We start from the raw sequence: 16,138 nt of genomic DNA on the forward strand, positions 1-16,138 counted from the left end.
ATAACAGGCCTGTTTAATTAGTGGTAACAGGCCCTAACAACGGATGTGTTTTATGCGTTTTTTTACTGCTTTTTTCGCTCTGCTGCTTGCTTGTGCAAGCCTGACGGTTCAGGCCGACAAAATGTACCGCTGGGTGGATGAAAATGGTCAGACCCATTTCTCCAGCCTGCCTCCCGCCGACAAGGCTAAAAATACTGAAGAATATAAAGTGCGGGTAAGCAAACCCGCCGACAAAGTCGATGGCTATAAAATCAACACCGGTAAAGAAAAAGAAACGGCGACAGAAACCAGTGAAAGCAGCGAGCCGAAGGTGAGTAAAGCCGAAGCCGAAGCAGCCTGTGCCAAAGCCCGGAAACACAAAGAAGTGGTGAGCACCAACTACAGCACCCGCTTCAAGCAGGAAGATGGCGAATATCGCCCGCTCTCTGATGAACAGCGGGCGCAGCAGATCAAACTGGCAGACGAGCAGATTGCCAAATACTGCAATATGACCTTTTCCAACAAGACCCGTAATCAGTAAGGCAGGATTAAGCCTGTATCCAGATCAGGCTGGCCATACGGCCGGTCTGACTCTGACGGCGATAGGAATAAAAGCGTTCATCGCTGAAGGTACAAAATCCACCACCGACAACCTCAGACACGCCCGCCTGCAATAACTGCAGCCGCGCCAGCGCATAAATATCAGCCATCACCCGATCACCACGCCCGGCACGGAAACAATGGTCCGGCGCCCAGGCAAAGGCTTTACGTACCTCAGGCCCCACCTCAAAGGCGTCGGGGCCAATCGCAGGCCCAAGATACACCCGCACCTGAGAAGGATCAGGGAAGGTCGCCAGCGTGTTCAGCAGAATCCCGGCCGCCAGTCCGCGCCAACCGGCATGGGCAGCGGCCACCTGCGAGCCATCAGCAGCACAGAACAATACCGGTAAACAATCGGCGGTAAGAATGGCACAGGCCAGCCCGGCACGGTCACTGAACTGCGCGTCAGCCTCGGGCACCACAGATTCACCACAGGCTTTAACCACCGTTGTGCCATGTACCTGAGATAACCATTGAATGCCCTGCACGCCCGGCAGTTGCTGCCACAGACGCTTACGGTTAAACCGCACCCGGGCCGCATCATCAGCAACGTGCAGAGCCAGATTGTTATGTTCGTAAGGAGGTAAAGAAACACCACCCTCACGGGTGGTAATCGCGGCACCGATACCCGTAGGCAAATCCCAGTCGGGTATCAGCAGACCGGACTCAGCGCTCGGCATCGGCTTCGAGTACATCGAGAAGATGAATAAAATCCTGCGGCAGATCCACTTCCCACTCCATCCACTCGTCGGTATCCGGATGAATCAGGCCCAGCTTGCGCGCATGCAGAGCCTGGCGGCCAAAGTGCAGCAGCGTATCGCGCAGCTCCGGGCCGATGCCTTTGGTCAGACGGGTACGCGCCGCATAGGTGGAGTCGCCCACCAGCGGATAACCGATATGCGCCATATGCACCCGGATCTGGTGGGTACGGCCGGTTTCCAGCTTAAGGCGGATATAGGTGTGGGTCGGGAATTTCTTCAGCACACGGTAATGGGTAACAGCTTCTTTACCCATAGGGTTCACCGCCATTTTGGTACGCTGGGTACCATGACGGCCAATCGGCTGATCGACTTTGCCACCGCCGGTCATCACGCCCTGCACCACCGCTTCGTATTCACGCCCCATTGAGCGATCCTGCAACTGACCGACCAGATTGTTCTGTGCCTGCAGGGTTTTGGCGACCACCATCAGACCGGTAGTGTCCTTATCCAGACGGTGCACGATACCGGCACGGGGGATATTCTCCAGCTGTGGGCAATGATGCAGCAAGCCATTCAGCAGCGTGCCGTCCTGATTACCGGCAGCCGGATGCACCACCAGGTCCGCAGGTTTGTTGATCACCATGATGTGATCATCTTCATAAATGATGTTGAGCGGGATATCTTCCGCCTGCCAGTTCCCCTCAGGCGCCAGCTCGGCTTCCAGAATAAGGGTTTCACCGCCAGTGAGCTTATCGCGGCCGCGCCACGGCTTGCCATCGACCGTCAGCTGGCCGTCTTTGATCCACTGCTGCAGACGCGAACGCGAATAATCGGGAAATAACTGGGCGGCGACCTGATCAAGACGCTTGTTTCCCATATCGAAGGGAACTTCTACCCTGTTTGAAATCTGATTGGACATAAACTCTCTGAGATTAGCTGTATGGCTGCCGCGACGATCGGCTGTATCCCGCTAACAGCCAGTGCTGTCAGTTGGGGCTATGCGGGGACTGTGTTTTAATACGGCACATTCGTAAACCGGCACATTGCCAAGTATATCGACAATCAGGAATGCACTCCATGAACTCCCGTTCGCTGTTGGTTATTTTTACCCTGCTACTCTGCGCCTGCTCAGGAAACCCCGACAAACCTCAGGAACTGACTGAGCGTGAGTACTACGAACAGGCGCGCGAGTCGCTGGATAACAATAACTTTCTGTCGGCCACCGAAAAGCTGCGTCAGCTGGAATCCCGCTATCCGTTCGGGCGTTACGCCGAGCAGGCGCAGCTGGAGCTGATTTACGCTCAGTACATGATGTCTGACCTGGAAGCGGTACTGGCCACCACCGAGCGTTTTATCCGTTTGCATCCTCTGCATGAACAGGTCGATTACGCCTATTACATGCGCGGCCTAGCCACTTATGAGATGGGTTTTGCCTTTGCCGAGCGTTATTTTGACAGCGAAATCGCCCAGCGTGACCCAACACCCATGCAGGATGCCTTCAACCATTTCTCCGACCTGCTGATCCGCTTCCCCGACAGCCCGTATACCGCCGATGCCCGGGCGCGCATGGTGTACCTGCAGCAGCGTATGGCCTCCCATGAAATCGGAGTGGCGCAATATTATATGAAGCGCCATGCTTATCTGGCGGCCGCCAACCGTTGTGAGAACGTTCTGCTGCACTATCAGAAAACCCCGGCCGTTGCCGATGCGCTGGCGATTCAGGTTGAAGCCTACCGCCTGCTGGGTCTGAATAAAGAATCAGAACAGGCACTGGCACTGCTGAAGCTGAATTACCCGCAGCATCCGCAATTAAAAGACGGTGAATTTGAAGACAGCGGCCTGGCTATGGTTGACCGCCGTTCGTTCTGGAACATCATCAGTTTTGGTTTGCTGGACTGAGCCGCCAGCGACAAATATACAGACACAAAAAAGCCCGCGATTGCGGGCTTTTTTGTGGATTAAATTCCGGCTTTCCAGCCATTGGTCACCGGATAACGGCGGTCACGGCCAAAGCCACGCTGAGTTACGCGCACTCCAATGGGTGCCTGACGGCGCTTGTATTCATTAACGTCGACCAGACGCAGCACGCGCAGCACGTCGTCACGGGTAAAACCGGCACTGATGATGGCTTCGGCACTCATATCACGCTCAATATAACGCTCAAGAATGGCATCCAGCACCGGATACGGCGGCAGGCTGTCTTCGTCTTTCTGATCCGGCGCCAGTTCCGCCGATGGCGGACGATCAATCACACGCTGTGGAATCACCGGCGAGATGGAATTCCGGTATTCCGCCAGGGCGAATACCTTGGTTTTGTAGACGTCTTTTAAAGCGCCGTAACCACCGGCCATATCGCCATACAGGGTGGCGTAACCCACCGCCATTTCGCTTTTATTGCCGGTGGTCAGCACCATGTAGCCACTTTTATTCGACATCGCCATCAGCAGCACACCGCGACAGCGTGACTGCAGGTTTTCTTCGGTGGTATCCACCGGCAGACTGGCAAACTCACCAGCAAGGGCCGCCATAAATTCACGGTACATGGGTTCAATGGAGATCGACTGGTAGCGCACGCCCATGGTTTCGGCCTGTTCTGCCGCGTCTTCTTTGCTCATGCCAGAGGTATAGGTAAACGGCATCATCACCGCCTGCACCCGCTCGGCACCTAACGCATCCACCGCAATGGCCAGAGTGAGCGCGGAGTCGATACCACCGGACAGCCCCAGCAAAACCCCTTTGAAACGGTTTTTATTGACGTAATCGCGCACACCGAGCACCAGTGCCTGATACAGACTGGCCAATTCACTGTCCGGCTCTGCCGACTGTGCTGAAACCGCCTGCAGCTTACCCGAGTGGTAATTCACCAGTGCCAGCGATTCGCTAAAGGATGGCATCTGCAGCACGCGCTCACCATCGGCGGCAACCGCAAAGGAACCGCCATCGAACACCAGTTCATCCTGCCCGCCGACCTGATTCACATACAGCAGCGGTACATTCTGACTGCGGGCATGCTGCTGCAGCAGAGTCAGGCGTTCACCATGCTTGCCCAGATGGAAGGGCGAAGCGTTCAGGTTAAGAATCATTTCCGCACCAGCTACAGCACTCTGCTCCACCGGCCCCTGGTGCCAGACGTCTTCGCAGACGGTCAGGCCGATACGATGCCCCAACAAATCAATAACACAGGGCTGATCACCAGCGCTGAAATAACGCTGCTCATCAAATACCTGATAATTCGGCAGGCACTGTTTGGCATAGCGCCCGAGACATTCGCCCTGATACCAGACACCGGCACAGTTATAGAGCTTGCCCTGCTCGCGCCACGGGAAACCCACAGCGATGGCGATGTTATGGCTGGCAGCAGCAATCTGCTGTAAAGCTTCTTCTACACGCGGCTGAAGGCTCGGACGCAGTAATAAATCTTCCGGCGGGTAACCGGTTACCGCCAGCTCGCTGAATACCACCAGCTGCGCACCCTGCTGTTGTGCCTGCTGTGCAGCCTCAACAATACGCTGGCCATTGCCGGAAATATCTCCGACCAGAAAGTTGTGCTGTGCCAATGCGATGGTAAGTGACTGTGACATACTCTCGGGTTACCCTGACGAATTTGCGCGTATTGTCGAAAAATTACCGGGCCGAAGCAATCATCAACGCACTGGCCGGCGCTTTTCGCCCGATATTTATACTTAAGGAGCCCCTGTGGCACGCTGGTTTAAATCCACTGAACTGGTTGTACGTGGCAACCGCTTGCTGCGCTTTTACAGCTATTATTCGCTGTTCCTTTCCCTGTTGCTGATCATTACTGATGCTATCGACCTGCAGAACGTAATTATTGGTGGCAAGCTGCCACATATTTTTCTGGTGGCATCATCAATCTATGTGATTGTCGCCTCAGGTTTTGCCGCGATTGCCAACCGCGAACCGGACCCCCAGCAGGCCACCAGCTATGTCTTTGCTGAAATCGTTATTCTGGCTGCCCTGATGCACGCCTCCGGCGGTCTGGATACCGGCTTTTCCAGCCTGATTCTGATTCCGGTCATGATGTCCAACCTGCTGGCTCCCGGCGTTCTCGGCTATGGGGTAGCCGCCTGGACAACCATTGCCGTGTTTTATACTCAGCACCTCTGGCCCGGTAACTACAACACCCAGGAAATTGTAAACTCCGGTTTGTATGGCTTTTTATGCTTTATCCTCGCCTGGTTAACCCAGACACTGTCACGTCGTCTGAACAGTGCCTTAACCCTGGCCTCTGATCAGGCGACACGCATCAAACGCCTGCAGCGTTTCAGCCAGCAGGCACTGCTGGAACTGCCCAACGCCGTCATCGCCTGTGATATCAATGATCACATTCTGTTTTATAACCAACAGGCGCGGCAGTGGTTCAGCCTCGCAGAAGGGGCACCGCTGCCACCGGCGTTACTGAAAGCCGAAGCCGATCAGGTTATTGAAGTGCGTAACGAAAAACTGATGTTCCGTCGTGTGGCTCTGAATGGTTCCGAGCCCGGTGATTATCTGATTTATGTTGAAGAAGCCGCACGCATTGCCGCCGAGGCTCAACAGTTCAAGCTGGCATCATTAGGGCGTCTGACCGCCTCCATCGCCCACGAGATACGCAATCCGCTCAGCGCCCTGCGCCAGGCATCACAGCTGCTGGCAGAAACACCCTATCTGCAGGAAAGTGAACAGCAACTGACCCAGATCGTTGAACAACATTGCATGCGTATCAACCGTACCATCGAGGATATTCTGCAGCTGTCCAGACGCAATAAAGCCGTTGCCGAAACCCTGCGTCTGGCCCCTTGGCTGCAGCATTTTCACGATCAGTTCCGCAACCTGACCAGCGGTCAGAGCTTTCATTTCAGCGTGCACTGCAACGACAGTCTGCTGGTGCAATTCGATCCGGATCATCTGCAACAGATTCTGCATAACCTGTGTGCCAATGGTCTGCGCTATGCGATTAAATCTGCACCGGATAATGCGCGCCTCACTCTTATCGCCCAAACCTTAAATGAACGTCAGGTACAGCTGGATATTATCGATAATGGCAGTGGTGTTCCGGCCGAACAGCGCACCCACCTGTTTGAACCCTTTTACACCACCGAACATAATGGCACCGGACTCGGACTCTATTTATGCCGCGAACTGTGCGAAGCAAACCAGGCCCATATCCAGTATCATCCGATACCCAACGGAACCTGCTTCCGCATCATAATGCGAACATCCTGAGCCAATTGCGCCACAGAACGGACACTGTTGTATGAATAAATTTGCCGCCCTGATTATTGACGACGAACCCGACATCCGTGCCCTGATTGCACTGACGCTGAAGCGTATGGAACTGGATTGTTATCAGGCAGGAAGTGTCAGCGAAGCACTGACGTTATTGCAGGAACGTCCTTACCATTTCTGCATCACGGATATGAAATTACCGGATGGTAACGGCCTGGATCTGATTCAGCTGTGTAACACCCGCCATCCGGACATGCCGGTCGCCATGATCACCGCTTACGGCAATATGGAACTCGCCGTCAACGCGCTGAAAGCCGGCGCCTTCGATGTGGTGGCCAAACCACTGGATACCGACCGCCTGCGTGAACTGGTCAAAGCTGCCCTGCAGCTGACCAAGGTGCCGGCCAATATTGAAAACCTGCCTTCTGCCGACGGCCTGCTTGGCCAATCAGACGGCATGCGCACGCTGAAAGAAAAAATATTCAAAGTGGCCCGCACCCAGGCACCGGTATTTATATTCGGAGAGTCCGGCACCGGTAAAGAACTGGTAGCACGTTTGATTCATCACCAAAGCGCCCGCATGGAGCAGCCGTTCGTTGCGGTAAACTGCGGAGCCATCCCACGTGATTTAATGGAGAGCGAATTCTTCGGTCACGCCAAAGGCAGTTTTACCGGCGCCAGCAGCGAAAAGGCCGGTTTTTTCCGCGCAGCCAATGGCGGCACCCTGTTCCTTGATGAAGTCGCCGAACTGCCACTTGATATGCAGGCCAAACTGCTGCGCGTAATTCAGGAAAAAGCGGTGCGCAGCGTTGGTTCCGAATTTGAAACACCGGTCGATGTGCGCATACTCTGCGCCAGCCACAAAGACCTTGGAGCACTGGTCAAAGCCGAAGAATTCCGTAAGGACTTATATTTCCGTCTTAACGTGATCCAGATTAACGTACCGCGTCTGGCCGACCGGGCAGAAGATATTCCAATGCTGATCCGGCATTTCATCCGTAAATATTCTCAGGAATGGGGCATGCCGGAGATTATGCTGGAAGAAAACGCACAGCAGGCACTGCTGGCCTACCACTATCCGGGGAACGTACGTGAGCTGGAAAATATCCTGCAGCGTGCCGTCACCCTTGCCGAAGGTGACAGCATCGGCCTCAGTGACCTGAGCCTGAGCAAACCGATCAGCGAAGAGCCAGACAGCAGCAATCCGCGTATTGAAACCAACAACCTCGAAGCCTACCTCGAGAACATTGAGCGCCGCGCCATCACCCAGGCGCTGGAAGCCACGCGCTGGAACAAAACCGCCGCCGCCGAAAAGCTCGGCATCAGCTTCCGCGCGCTGCGTTACCGCTGTAAAAAACTGGAGATAGATTAAATTTCCGGATCGTTAAAGCAGCTCTGAAATCAGGCCTGAGACTGAACCGAAAAACAAAATTTCAGCCTCAGGTCTGAGTGACACCAGCATAGCGGACACTAGAGTATTGAAAGCGGCGCCATGGACAGGCGCCGGCAACACTCATCTCCCGAACGGACTCAGGAGTTACTATGCATACCAATCAACACATCAAAGCCTTTACGCTTGTTGAACTGATAACAACAACCCTTATTGCAAGCCTGCTTCTCTTTGTCGGCATGCCTGCCTTTAACCGGTTTACAGAACGCCTGACTGCCGGACAACGCATATCTGAACTACAACAGGCAGTCAGCTATACACGCGCAAGTGCAATCAATAATCTGCAACGAACAACAATGTGCCCTCTCGACAGCAGCAAGCGCTGCGGCCAGGACTGGAATACAGAACTCAGTATATTTCTCGACCCGAATGAGAATAACCAGCTGGACAGTGGCGAACACCTGCTACAGCAGCTGGAGCCAACCCGGGCTGGTAACGATTTCAGAAGCTATACCGGCAGCTCTATCAGCTTTGACCCCCGGGGATTTTCCGGATTCCACAACGGATCTTTAGGCTATTGTTTTCCCGGAAGTAAACCTATCGGAGCTGCATTCATAATCTCCAGAATGGGACGTATCCGGCGTGGTCTCGATACAGACGCAGATGGCATAGAAGAGACTGCATCTGGCCAAAATGTGCCATGTCGCTGAATTGATCGTGAACTGAGTCTCAGTCTGATAACCACTGGTCTATCTACTATGACCGCTTGTCTTGCGGGGGTTCTCCACAACAGCAGAACTGCCTAAAGTACACTCAGACGTTTCCCTTACTCCGACCACCGGATACAGATATGAACTCACGATTCCGTCATCAAAAAGGCTCCGCACTTCTGGTCAGCCTCGCCGTTCTGACTGCCATCACTCTCGGTGCGATGGTCGCTATGCAGCGATCCACGGTTCAGATCCGGATGATCAGTAATCTGCAGCATCAGCAGGAGATTACCAACGCTACATTAGGCACACTGAACTATCTGTATGATCAAATGGAAAATAATGGCGCACTGCAAAACGACATACTGATCAAAGCTGAAAGTCTCTACAAAGCCTCCCTGGCTGACCCTGCGACCAATACCTCATTCAATCCCTTTACCGAATTCAAGGCCAGTCTCACTCAGCCTTCGTTCAACAGCAAGAGTATTTCCACTGGTGGCATAACGGCCAGTGCCCGTAATCTCCCCGTTCCTCCGGGAACAAGCTTTTACCTGAAAGGCAAAGGAGGCTGCGGTAATGGCTGCTCGGTAATGCACGCGGCGCTCAATGTTTCTACCGTCAGTACAAATGGTGCAATCAGTGAATCTCAGGAAATTGGCGTACGCCGCCTGATTCCCGGAGGAACTGGCCAATGATTCTTGTAACTCTTTTTATTAATCCCGAATTTTTACCAACCCGAGGTAAGAAACCATGAAACTTTATTGGTTGTCTCTTATTGCTTTTGGACTATTCAGTGGCCGCTTTGTCTATGCCGACGATACTGAAATTTATCGCAGTACCAATGGGCGCATTAACCCTAATGTGGTATTTGTTTTCGATACTTCCGGCAGTATGATTGGCGATACTGATGGTGACGTTCCAGCCGCTACTGGAAAGAAGTCGAGACTCGATATAACAAAGCAAGCCTCAAAGAAAGCCATTCAAAACTTGTATGCGGAGGGCAAAGGAGTAAACCTTACCATTCTCCGCTTCACAGATATGAAAGGTGATGGGGGAACAACAGCAGAAGGCGGCTATTTATTAACTCCGGCACTGGACATATCGAAAGCAACTAATTTTAATTTAGTTACCAGCGCAATTGATTCCCTTCATGGTGCAGGCGGTACGCCGATGACGGAGAGTGTATATGAAGCAGCTTTATTTCTTTTAGGCAAACAACCTGTGTATGGCAATCTTGCATCAGGTAGCAGTTATGAAAGAGCAACCGCAAGATATACAGAATATTGTAGTCAATGGAAGTGGAAATGGGGAGATCGGGTATGTGTTAAATACTCATATCAGTACGGGCATGATTATGACACTGTAAACAATCGTCTACCTAACAGCCCATCAAGTATTATCTCTGGTGGCAATTATATATCACCTGTTACCGACACTTGCCAATCAAACCACATTGTACTATTTACAGATGGCTTGCCGTCGAGTGACCAAGGCGTCAACGATACGATCAATGGCTTGATTAAAAACATGTCCAATCTGCCATCCGATCTTGATAAAGATTGTAGTGGCAGCGGTGGATGTGCAGAAGAACTGGCTTATTGGCTGCAACATACTGACCATTTCACAGACAGCAAACTGACGGGCGTTAATGACCCTAATGCCAAGGAAACTGATCAGCCGATTTATGTTCATACTGTAGGTGGCTTTAATGTTAATGATGCTGCCAATACCATGCTCAAAAAGATGGCTGAGCATGGAAACGGTATTTACCAAAAAGCTGATGATGAAGATAAGCTTGCAAAAGCGCTTGATCTAATCTTCAGATCCATTTCCGATTCAGCAGGCAACTTTGCAGCGCCAGTTGTTGCAGTAAATGCCTTCAACAGTCTTGAGCACAGAGACGAGTTATATTACTCCGTATTTAAGCCATCCGAACGCCCCGGGTGGTCTGGAAATATTAAACGCTACCGCATGAATTCATCCGGACAAATTCTTGATGTAAACGGTGACCCAGCCATTGATTCATCTACTGGCTTCTTCAAAGATACCGCCAAAAGTTATTGGACTATCGGTGATCCTGATGGATCCAAAGTAACCAGTGGAGGTATTGCAAAGCATCTGCCTGCTGGCAGGAAAGTTATAACAAAACTAAGTGGTACGGGTGACATTACTGATTTAGTTAATGAAAGTAACATTTCTACCAGTATGCTGTCCGGATTACTGCCCAGTACAATGACCCTAACCTCCGCAGACAGAACAGAGATTCTTCAGTGGGCACAAGGGCTTGATCCAACGGCAACCGACCCATTAACAACGGCCCGAGGCAGTATGGCCGATCCTCTGCATGGAAACCCAATACTGGTAACCTATAAAGAAGGCGATACTCTGACTGATGTTCTGTTCAGCGGCAATAATGCTGGATATCTGCAAGCTATCAATCCGGATGAAAACACTCCTGGAGAATACTGGGCATATATTCCTAAAGAACTTCTTCCGAATCTCGCCGTTTACCAAAAAGGTATCAGTAAATATCTGAAAGCTTACGGATTAGATGGGCCTCTTAGCTTGTCTCACCTCGACACTAACGCCAACCGTGTTATTGAAAGTGGTGAAACGGCTTATCTGGCCGCAGGTATGCGCCGCGGTGGATCCAGCTACTACCTGCTCGACATCTCAAAGAAAACCGCCCCGAAACTTGTCAGTCAGATAAATAGTGGTGATTCCGGATTTGAGGAACTTGGCCAGACCTGGTCCAAGATGACTTCTGCTACGGTCATGTGGAAAGGTATAAAAACACCGGTCTTCTTCTTTGGCGGTGGCTACGATACAGACGAAGATAATGCCAAAACCCGTATCACCCATGATAAGGGCAATGCTATTTATATGGTTAAAGCGACCACTGACAGTAACGGTAAAGCGTTTGATTTGCTCTGGAAAGCAACTGGCCGTTCAACCAACAGTCAGGGTTTAAGTCTAAGCGATATGAAGTCCAGCTTTGCCGGAGACCTTACACTGGTTGATAACGATGGCAATGGAACGGTTGATTTAATCTATGCGGCCGATGTGGGTGGCCGAATCTGGCGGTTCGATATTGACAGTAGCAATACCAGCGCCAATAACTTTGCGACCGGCGGGATAATTGCCGATTTTAATGATGGCACAGAATCCGGCAACATTCGCTTCTATACCCAACCGGATGTGGTTTATACCGACTACGGCCTGTTTGAAACCGTCGATCCAAGCGACCCAACCAATGTTATTGCCAAAAAAGAGGGGCGCTATCAAATCGCGATAGGCTCTGGTTTCCGCGCAGGCCCACTGAGCACCAGCGTTAAGGACAAGATTTTTGTAATTAATGACTTTAATACCACCAGTGTTCCGACCAGCGGTTACAGTAAAAAATCTGTTACTGATCTGGCGAATTACAAAAATTTCTCCAGTGCAAGTTACAGCCAAATACGTAATGGCTTTTACTACGAACTGACCAGATCCGGAGAGAAGGTGTTAAGTACAACACTCACGGTTAATAATGTAATTTATATTCCAACATTCCGGCCATCTGATTCAACGGTGAACATCGGTTGTGAACCAGATACTGGTCAGGCCAGTTTGATTAAAATTGAGCCTTTAAGCAGCCCACAAACAACTGAACGAAAAGTCACCACTACTGACTTGAATCAGGGCGGTATTGTGCCTAAACCTATTCTGGTTTTTCCTCCTGCCGACCCAGCAACCAAGAAACCATCTGAACCAGTGATTGCTATTGGTACAGAAATTACCCCGGTAAGTGGCGACTTCAATGCTTTCCAGCAGACTTATTGGAAGGAAAACTGATCAATGAAAAGCGGTACGCGAAAAGGCTTCACGCTGGTTGAAATGATGATAGTCATTGCTATTGCAGCCATACTCCTCATGGCTGCACTGCCTGCAATGCAAAGCATGTCAGCTAATAGTCTTGCTGATCGCCTGTACAGAGACTTAGAGCTCGATTTACGCTATGCAAGAAGCCAATCCTCTACAACAGGACAATCTGTAAGCTTTGAACCTGTAGACAGCTGGAAGGGCGGATGGAAAGTCACGGATGTCAGTACGAATACAGTCCTTAGAGAAAGAAAGCTGAGCCTGGCTGCCAATACGTTATCCAGCGTCACATTAAAAACCGGAAGTCCATTAATTTTCGACCCTAAAGGACGAACCAACGCTGATGCGACAATATCCATTTCGGTTCCAGAGTGTTCTGGCCAGAGGAAAAGAACACTCCTTGTCAATCGCATCGGCCAGGTCATTCTGACAGGAGTAGCAAAATGCTGAGGAAACAAAGCGGTATCACTATGATTGAAGTGATGGTTACGCTGGCAATAACCACAACTGGTTTATTAGGTATCAGTGCATTGCAGTTGCAATCTAACAGAGCAGCCCAGGATTCCGGTAATCGCTCACAAGCAGTATGGATGCTTGAAGATCTGGCAAGTCGTATAAATTCAAACAGCACAGCTCTTGTCAACTACAACACCAATGGTGTTTACGCCTGTGGCAATGTGCCAACCCGATGCGCGGATTACGACGAGAAAGGCAGTAAGAAAGATGCCGCGATCTGCACGGCTACCGAGGTGGCTGCTTTTGATTTATGGGATGTTGCCTGCACAAAAGGTAATACAATTAACGGGGAAATTGTTCGCCAATCTTATGCTGATTTTATCAGCAACCCAAGATTGTCAATCACGGTAAATGCTGCCAATAAGCAGGCTACACTTTCTCTGACCTGGGATGTCAGGACATCGGGAAAAGATGCTGGCGGGAACACACTGTATTTTTCAAATGAAGGCACTACAGATCGAACAGCCACAATTACACGGCAGGTACAGCTATGAACAGAGCTCGTCAATCCGGGATGACATTAATTGAGTTGATGCTTGCCGCTGCGCTGAGCGTTGTTATTTCCTATTTCATTATGAACATTATGATCACCAGTGCCCGTACAGCGTCGACAGCAGAAGGTTTGTCACAGGCACAGGAAACCGGACGATTAGTAATGGCCTGGCTTGATAAAGAAATCGCAACTGCAGGCTATAACAGTGATTACCAGTCAAGCATCAGCGTTGCACCACTCGCGGAGTTATGTACAACCGCCGCGGTTCCCCCAGCCAATTCTGCGCATTGTACTTTTGAAACATCAAGCAACAATACAGGTGGTGATCGCTTAGCGATTCGCCGCTCAACCGGTGGCTTAACAGCCTCTCAAAAGGATTTGCAAACCTGTGGAGGTGAAGCCCTGGCTACCTCCATTACCGATAATATGACGCCAGTGATCGATGTTTATTGGGTAGAGCCCAATACCGGTGATACCGATCTATCAAACGATTATCAATTCCGCTGTGCAACTTATGATGAAGGTGGTATTAGACAAGGCAGCGCACAAACTATCGCTAATGGCGTTGAAAGTATACAACTACTGGTTGGCGTAAGTGATGGATCCGGAAGCGGCAGTGTTGTCAATTTTGTTTCTGCGGATAAAGTCGCCGACTGGTCAGCTGTTACCGCCGTGCGATTAGCGATTCTTACTCGGGAGTTCAATGAAAATAATACCCTGCCAAACGATACCCGGGTATTTGGTTTACTGGATTCAACAACAGCTCCCTATACCGACACTATTGCACGCTACGTACAAAACGGTACAGTTTGGTTTCCAAATACAAAGAGAATGTGATGAATACTTTAATAAACAGCAAAGGTATTACAATACTTGAACTGATGGTAACGCTGGCGATCGTCGCAATTCTGGCATCCGCAGCTATACCTTCATACCAAAATTATTCTATGCGCAGCAACCGCAGTGATGGCATAGAAAGCATACATGCTATCTTGAGTGCCCAAGAGCGTTATTATGCTGACAATATGACCTATGCCGATTCCTTGACCAAACTCGGCATGGGAAGCACTTCATATACAACCCCTAAAGGTTATTACAAAATCACCGTCGAGAAATGTGGAGCCATGCCATACACTCAGTGCGTGCAACTGGTAGCTACTCCCCCTCAGGGAAATAGCCAAGAGAAAGATGGTATTTTAATTTTCAATACCACAGGTAAGCAGGTTAAAAAGCTTGGGTCTACTGAAGTAGACCTCTAATCGACGGTATTCAGCCGCAACTCTTTCGGCAACGAAAACACCACATTTTCCGGGCGGCCCTGCATTTCCTGCGGGGCTTCTCCGCCCAGAGCAACCAGCTTGTTAACCACTTCACGCACCAGTACTTCCGGAGCTGACGCTCCTGCGGTAATACCAACGGCCTTCACATCTTCCAGCCACTGCGGTTGGATTTCTGCGGCGTTATCAATCAGGTAAGCTTTCGCTCCCATACGCTCACCCAGCTCACGTAAACGGTTCGAGTTGGAGCTGTTCGGTGAGCCGACAACCAGTAACAAATCACAATCGGCGGCCAGATTTTTCACTGCATCCTGACGGTTTTGCGTGGCGTAACAGATATCATCTTTACGCGGCCCCTGAATATTGGGGAATTTTACCCGCAGAGCATCAATTACACGCGCGGTGTCATCCATAGACAGCGTCGTCTGCGTTACATACGACAATCTGTCCGGATTATTTACCGACAGTGCTTCCACATCTTCTTCGTCTTCGACCAGATAAATATGTCCGCCCTGAGCATAATCATACTGCCCCATTGTGCCTTCAACTTCCGGATGACCTTTATGGCCAATCAGAATGCACTCACTGCCATCGGCGCTGTAGCGGCTGACTTCCAGATGTACCTTGGTCACTAATGGACAGGTCGCATCAAATACGCGCAAGCCACGATCTTCTGCGGTTTTTCGTACCGCCTGAGACACACCATGGGCAGAAAAAATAACAATGCTGTTATCCGGCACCTCATCCAGTTCATCGACAAAAATAGCACCACGTTCGCGCAGGCCATTCACCACAAATTTGTTATGCACCACTTCATGGCGCACATAAATCGGTGGTTCAAATAAATCGAGCGCACGGTTAACAATGTCGATAGCGCGATCAACACCAGCACAAAAACCCCGTGGATTAGCGAGTTTAATCTGCATTCTGAACCTCAAGAATCTGCACTTCAAACTGCAGGGTTTTACCCGCCAGCGGGTGGTTGAAATCAACAGTTACCCAATCGCCTTCCACTTTGCTGATAACGCCCGGCAGCTCTGCTCCCTGAGCGTCAGCAAAAGAGACCATTAAGCCCGGTGCAACCGGCATATCAACAGGGAAGCTGTTGCGCTTCATTTCCTGCATATTCTGCGGATTCGGCTGACCAAAGGCTTTTTCCGGCGGCACGCTGAAAGTCTTATGATCGCCGGTTGCCAGTCCCAGTAAATACTCCTCGAAACCTGGCAACAGATTGCCATCGCCCAAAACAAAGTTAACCGGGCTACGTTCAAAGGTTGAATCAACAATCTGCTCATCGTCGATTTTCAATGCAAAGTGCATTGTGATTTTACTGTCTGCTGCAATGATTCCGACGGACATAATAACTACTCAATAAAAACTATATT

At 50.7% G+C, this 16,138-nt stretch carries 16 protein-coding genes; 11 read left to right on the top strand and 5 right to left on the bottom strand.

The window, feature by feature from the left end; genetic code table 11:
- Positions 1–52: 52 nt before the first annotated feature.
- On the top strand, positions 53–520 hold the full coding sequence (locus B3P58_RS19490; protein ID WP_230332722.1) for a DUF4124 domain-containing protein: 468 nt from the start codon (positions 53–55) through the stop codon (positions 518–520).
- A gap of 7 nt (positions 521–527) precedes the next feature.
- Here B3P58_RS19490 and pgeF read toward each other — a convergent pair whose 3' ends face one another.
- Positions 528–1,259 (bottom strand): peptidoglycan editing factor PgeF, encoded by a 732-nt coding sequence (pgeF, locus tag B3P58_RS19495; protein ID WP_286719914.1) that lies wholly within the window; start codon positions 1,257–1,259, stop codon positions 528–530.
- Positions 1,246–2,199, bottom strand: a complete 954-nt coding sequence (gene rluD / locus B3P58_RS19500; RefSeq protein ID WP_286719915.1) for a 23S rRNA pseudouridine(1911/1915/1917) synthase RluD — start codon at positions 2,197–2,199, stop codon at positions 1,246–1,248. The genes pgeF and rluD overlap by 14 nt, the downstream gene beginning before the upstream one ends.
- Positions 2,200–2,357: 158 nt before the next feature.
- On the opposite strand from rluD, the gene B3P58_RS19505 reads away from it, so the two are divergent.
- Entirely contained in the window at positions 2,358–3,179 is an 822-nt protein-coding gene (locus B3P58_RS19505; RefSeq protein WP_145469706.1) for an outer membrane protein assembly factor BamD, read from the top strand.
- Between the two features lie 59 nt (positions 3,180–3,238).
- Here the strand turns inward: B3P58_RS19505 and B3P58_RS19510 are convergent, their stop codons facing one another.
- Positions 3,239–4,861 carry an NAD+ synthase gene (locus B3P58_RS19510; protein ID WP_286719919.1) on the bottom strand — a complete coding sequence of 541 codons (1,623 nt, stop codon included), beginning with the start codon at positions 4,859–4,861 and terminating at the stop codon, positions 3,239–3,241.
- 115 nt (positions 4,862–4,976) lie between these two features.
- Between B3P58_RS19510 and B3P58_RS19515 the strand changes: the two genes are divergently transcribed.
- The 9 genes from B3P58_RS19515 (at position 4,977) to B3P58_RS19555 (ending at position 14,735) form a co-directional block, all read left to right on the top strand.
- Positions 4,977–6,503 (top strand): sensor histidine kinase, encoded by a 1,527-nt coding sequence (locus B3P58_RS19515; RefSeq protein ID WP_286719922.1) that lies wholly within the window; start codon positions 4,977–4,979, stop codon positions 6,501–6,503.
- A gap of 31 nt (positions 6,504–6,534) precedes the next feature.
- Entirely contained in the window at positions 6,535–7,878 is a 1,344-nt protein-coding gene (locus tag B3P58_RS19520; protein ID WP_286719924.1) for a sigma-54-dependent transcriptional regulator, read from the top strand.
- Positions 7,879–8,048: 170 nt separating this feature from the next.
- Complete coding sequence (locus B3P58_RS19525; protein WP_286719926.1) at positions 8,049–8,606, top strand: GspH/FimT family pseudopilin; 558 nt, start codon at positions 8,049–8,051, stop codon at positions 8,604–8,606.
- Positions 8,607–8,746: 140 nt separating this feature from the next.
- Entirely contained in the window at positions 8,747–9,301 is a 555-nt protein-coding gene (locus B3P58_RS19530; RefSeq protein WP_286719928.1) for a pilus assembly PilX family protein, read from the top strand.
- Positions 9,302–9,356: 55 nt separating this feature from the next.
- On the top strand, positions 9,357–12,440 hold the full coding sequence (locus B3P58_RS19535; RefSeq protein ID WP_286719931.1) for a PilC/PilY family type IV pilus protein: 3,084 nt from the start codon (positions 9,357–9,359) through the stop codon (positions 12,438–12,440).
- 3 nt (positions 12,441–12,443) lie between these two features.
- A complete protein-coding gene (locus B3P58_RS19540) occupies positions 12,444–12,917 on the top strand; it encodes a GspH/FimT family pseudopilin (protein WP_286719934.1) in 474 nt (157 codons plus the stop codon).
- Complete coding sequence (gene pilV, locus B3P58_RS19545; protein WP_225692220.1) at positions 12,911–13,477, top strand: type IV pilus modification protein PilV; 567 nt, start codon at positions 12,911–12,913, stop codon at positions 13,475–13,477. The genes B3P58_RS19540 and pilV overlap by 7 nt, the downstream gene beginning before the upstream one ends.
- Positions 13,474–14,313: a PilW family protein gene (locus B3P58_RS19550; protein ID WP_286719937.1), complete on the top strand. Its 840-nt coding sequence runs from the start codon at positions 13,474–13,476 to the stop codon at positions 14,311–14,313. Before pilV ends, B3P58_RS19550 begins: the two co-directional genes overlap by 4 nt.
- The gene (locus B3P58_RS19555; protein ID WP_286719940.1) at positions 14,313–14,735 is read left to right on the top strand and encodes a type IV pilin protein; all 423 of its coding nucleotides are present in this window, start codon (positions 14,313–14,315) and stop codon (positions 14,733–14,735) included. The genes B3P58_RS19550 and B3P58_RS19555 overlap by 1 nt, the downstream gene beginning before the upstream one ends.
- On the opposite strand, the gene ispH is transcribed toward B3P58_RS19555, so the two are convergent.
- Both ispH and fkpB read right to left on the bottom strand, forming a co-directional pair.
- Positions 14,732–15,679 carry a 4-hydroxy-3-methylbut-2-enyl diphosphate reductase gene (ispH, locus tag B3P58_RS19560; RefSeq protein ID WP_286719943.1) on the bottom strand — a complete coding sequence of 316 codons (948 nt, stop codon included), beginning with the start codon at positions 15,677–15,679 and terminating at the stop codon, positions 14,732–14,734. The genes B3P58_RS19555 and ispH overlap by 4 nt on opposite strands.
- Complete coding sequence (gene fkpB / locus B3P58_RS19565; RefSeq protein ID WP_145469718.1) at positions 15,669–16,112, bottom strand: FKBP-type peptidyl-prolyl cis-trans isomerase; 444 nt, start codon at positions 16,110–16,112, stop codon at positions 15,669–15,671. The genes ispH and fkpB overlap by 11 nt, the downstream gene beginning before the upstream one ends.
- Positions 16,113–16,138: the final 26 nt, after the last annotated feature.

The organism is Thalassolituus sp. UBA2009 (assembly GCF_002335285.1).
GTDB lineage: Bacteria > Pseudomonadota > Gammaproteobacteria > Pseudomonadales > Oceanobacteraceae > Venatoribacter > Venatoribacter alkanivorans.

Bases quoted from the DNA above. Each gene is read 5' to 3' on its own strand.
- B3P58_RS19490 (WP_230332722.1), top strand. From the start codon at position 53: ATGCGTTTTTTTACTGCTTTTTTCGCTCTGCTGCTTGCTTGTGCAAGC.
- pgeF (WP_286719914.1), bottom strand. From the start codon at position 1,259: ATGCCGAGCGCTGAGTCCGGTCTGCTGATACCCGACTGGGATTTGCCT.
- rluD (WP_286719915.1), bottom strand. From the start codon at position 2,199: ATGTCCAATCAGATTTCAAACAGGGTAGAAGTTCCCTTCGATATGGGA.
- B3P58_RS19505 (WP_145469706.1), top strand. From the start codon at position 2,358: ATGAACTCCCGTTCGCTGTTGGTTATTTTTACCCTGCTACTCTGCGCC.
- B3P58_RS19510 (WP_286719919.1), bottom strand. From the start codon at position 4,861: ATGTCACAGTCACTTACCATCGCATTGGCACAGCACAACTTTCTGGTC.
- B3P58_RS19520 (WP_286719924.1), top strand. From the start codon at position 6,535: ATGAATAAATTTGCCGCCCTGATTATTGACGACGAACCCGACATCCGT.
- B3P58_RS19525 (WP_286719926.1), top strand. From the start codon at position 8,049: ATGCATACCAATCAACACATCAAAGCCTTTACGCTTGTTGAACTGATA.
- B3P58_RS19530 (WP_286719928.1), top strand. From the start codon at position 8,747: ATGAACTCACGATTCCGTCATCAAAAAGGCTCCGCACTTCTGGTCAGC.
- B3P58_RS19535 (WP_286719931.1), top strand. From the start codon at position 9,357: ATGAAACTTTATTGGTTGTCTCTTATTGCTTTTGGACTATTCAGTGGC.
- B3P58_RS19540 (WP_286719934.1), top strand. From the start codon at position 12,444: ATGAAAAGCGGTACGCGAAAAGGCTTCACGCTGGTTGAAATGATGATA.
- pilV (WP_225692220.1), top strand. From the start codon at position 12,911: ATGCTGAGGAAACAAAGCGGTATCACTATGATTGAAGTGATGGTTACG.
- B3P58_RS19550 (WP_286719937.1), top strand. From the start codon at position 13,474: ATGAACAGAGCTCGTCAATCCGGGATGACATTAATTGAGTTGATGCTT.
- B3P58_RS19555 (WP_286719940.1), top strand. From the start codon at position 14,313: ATGAATACTTTAATAAACAGCAAAGGTATTACAATACTTGAACTGATG.
- ispH (WP_286719943.1), bottom strand. From the start codon at position 15,679: ATGCAGATTAAACTCGCTAATCCACGGGGTTTTTGTGCTGGTGTTGAT.
- fkpB (WP_145469718.1), bottom strand. From the start codon at position 16,112: ATGTCCGTCGGAATCATTGCAGCAGACAGTAAAATCACAATGCACTTT.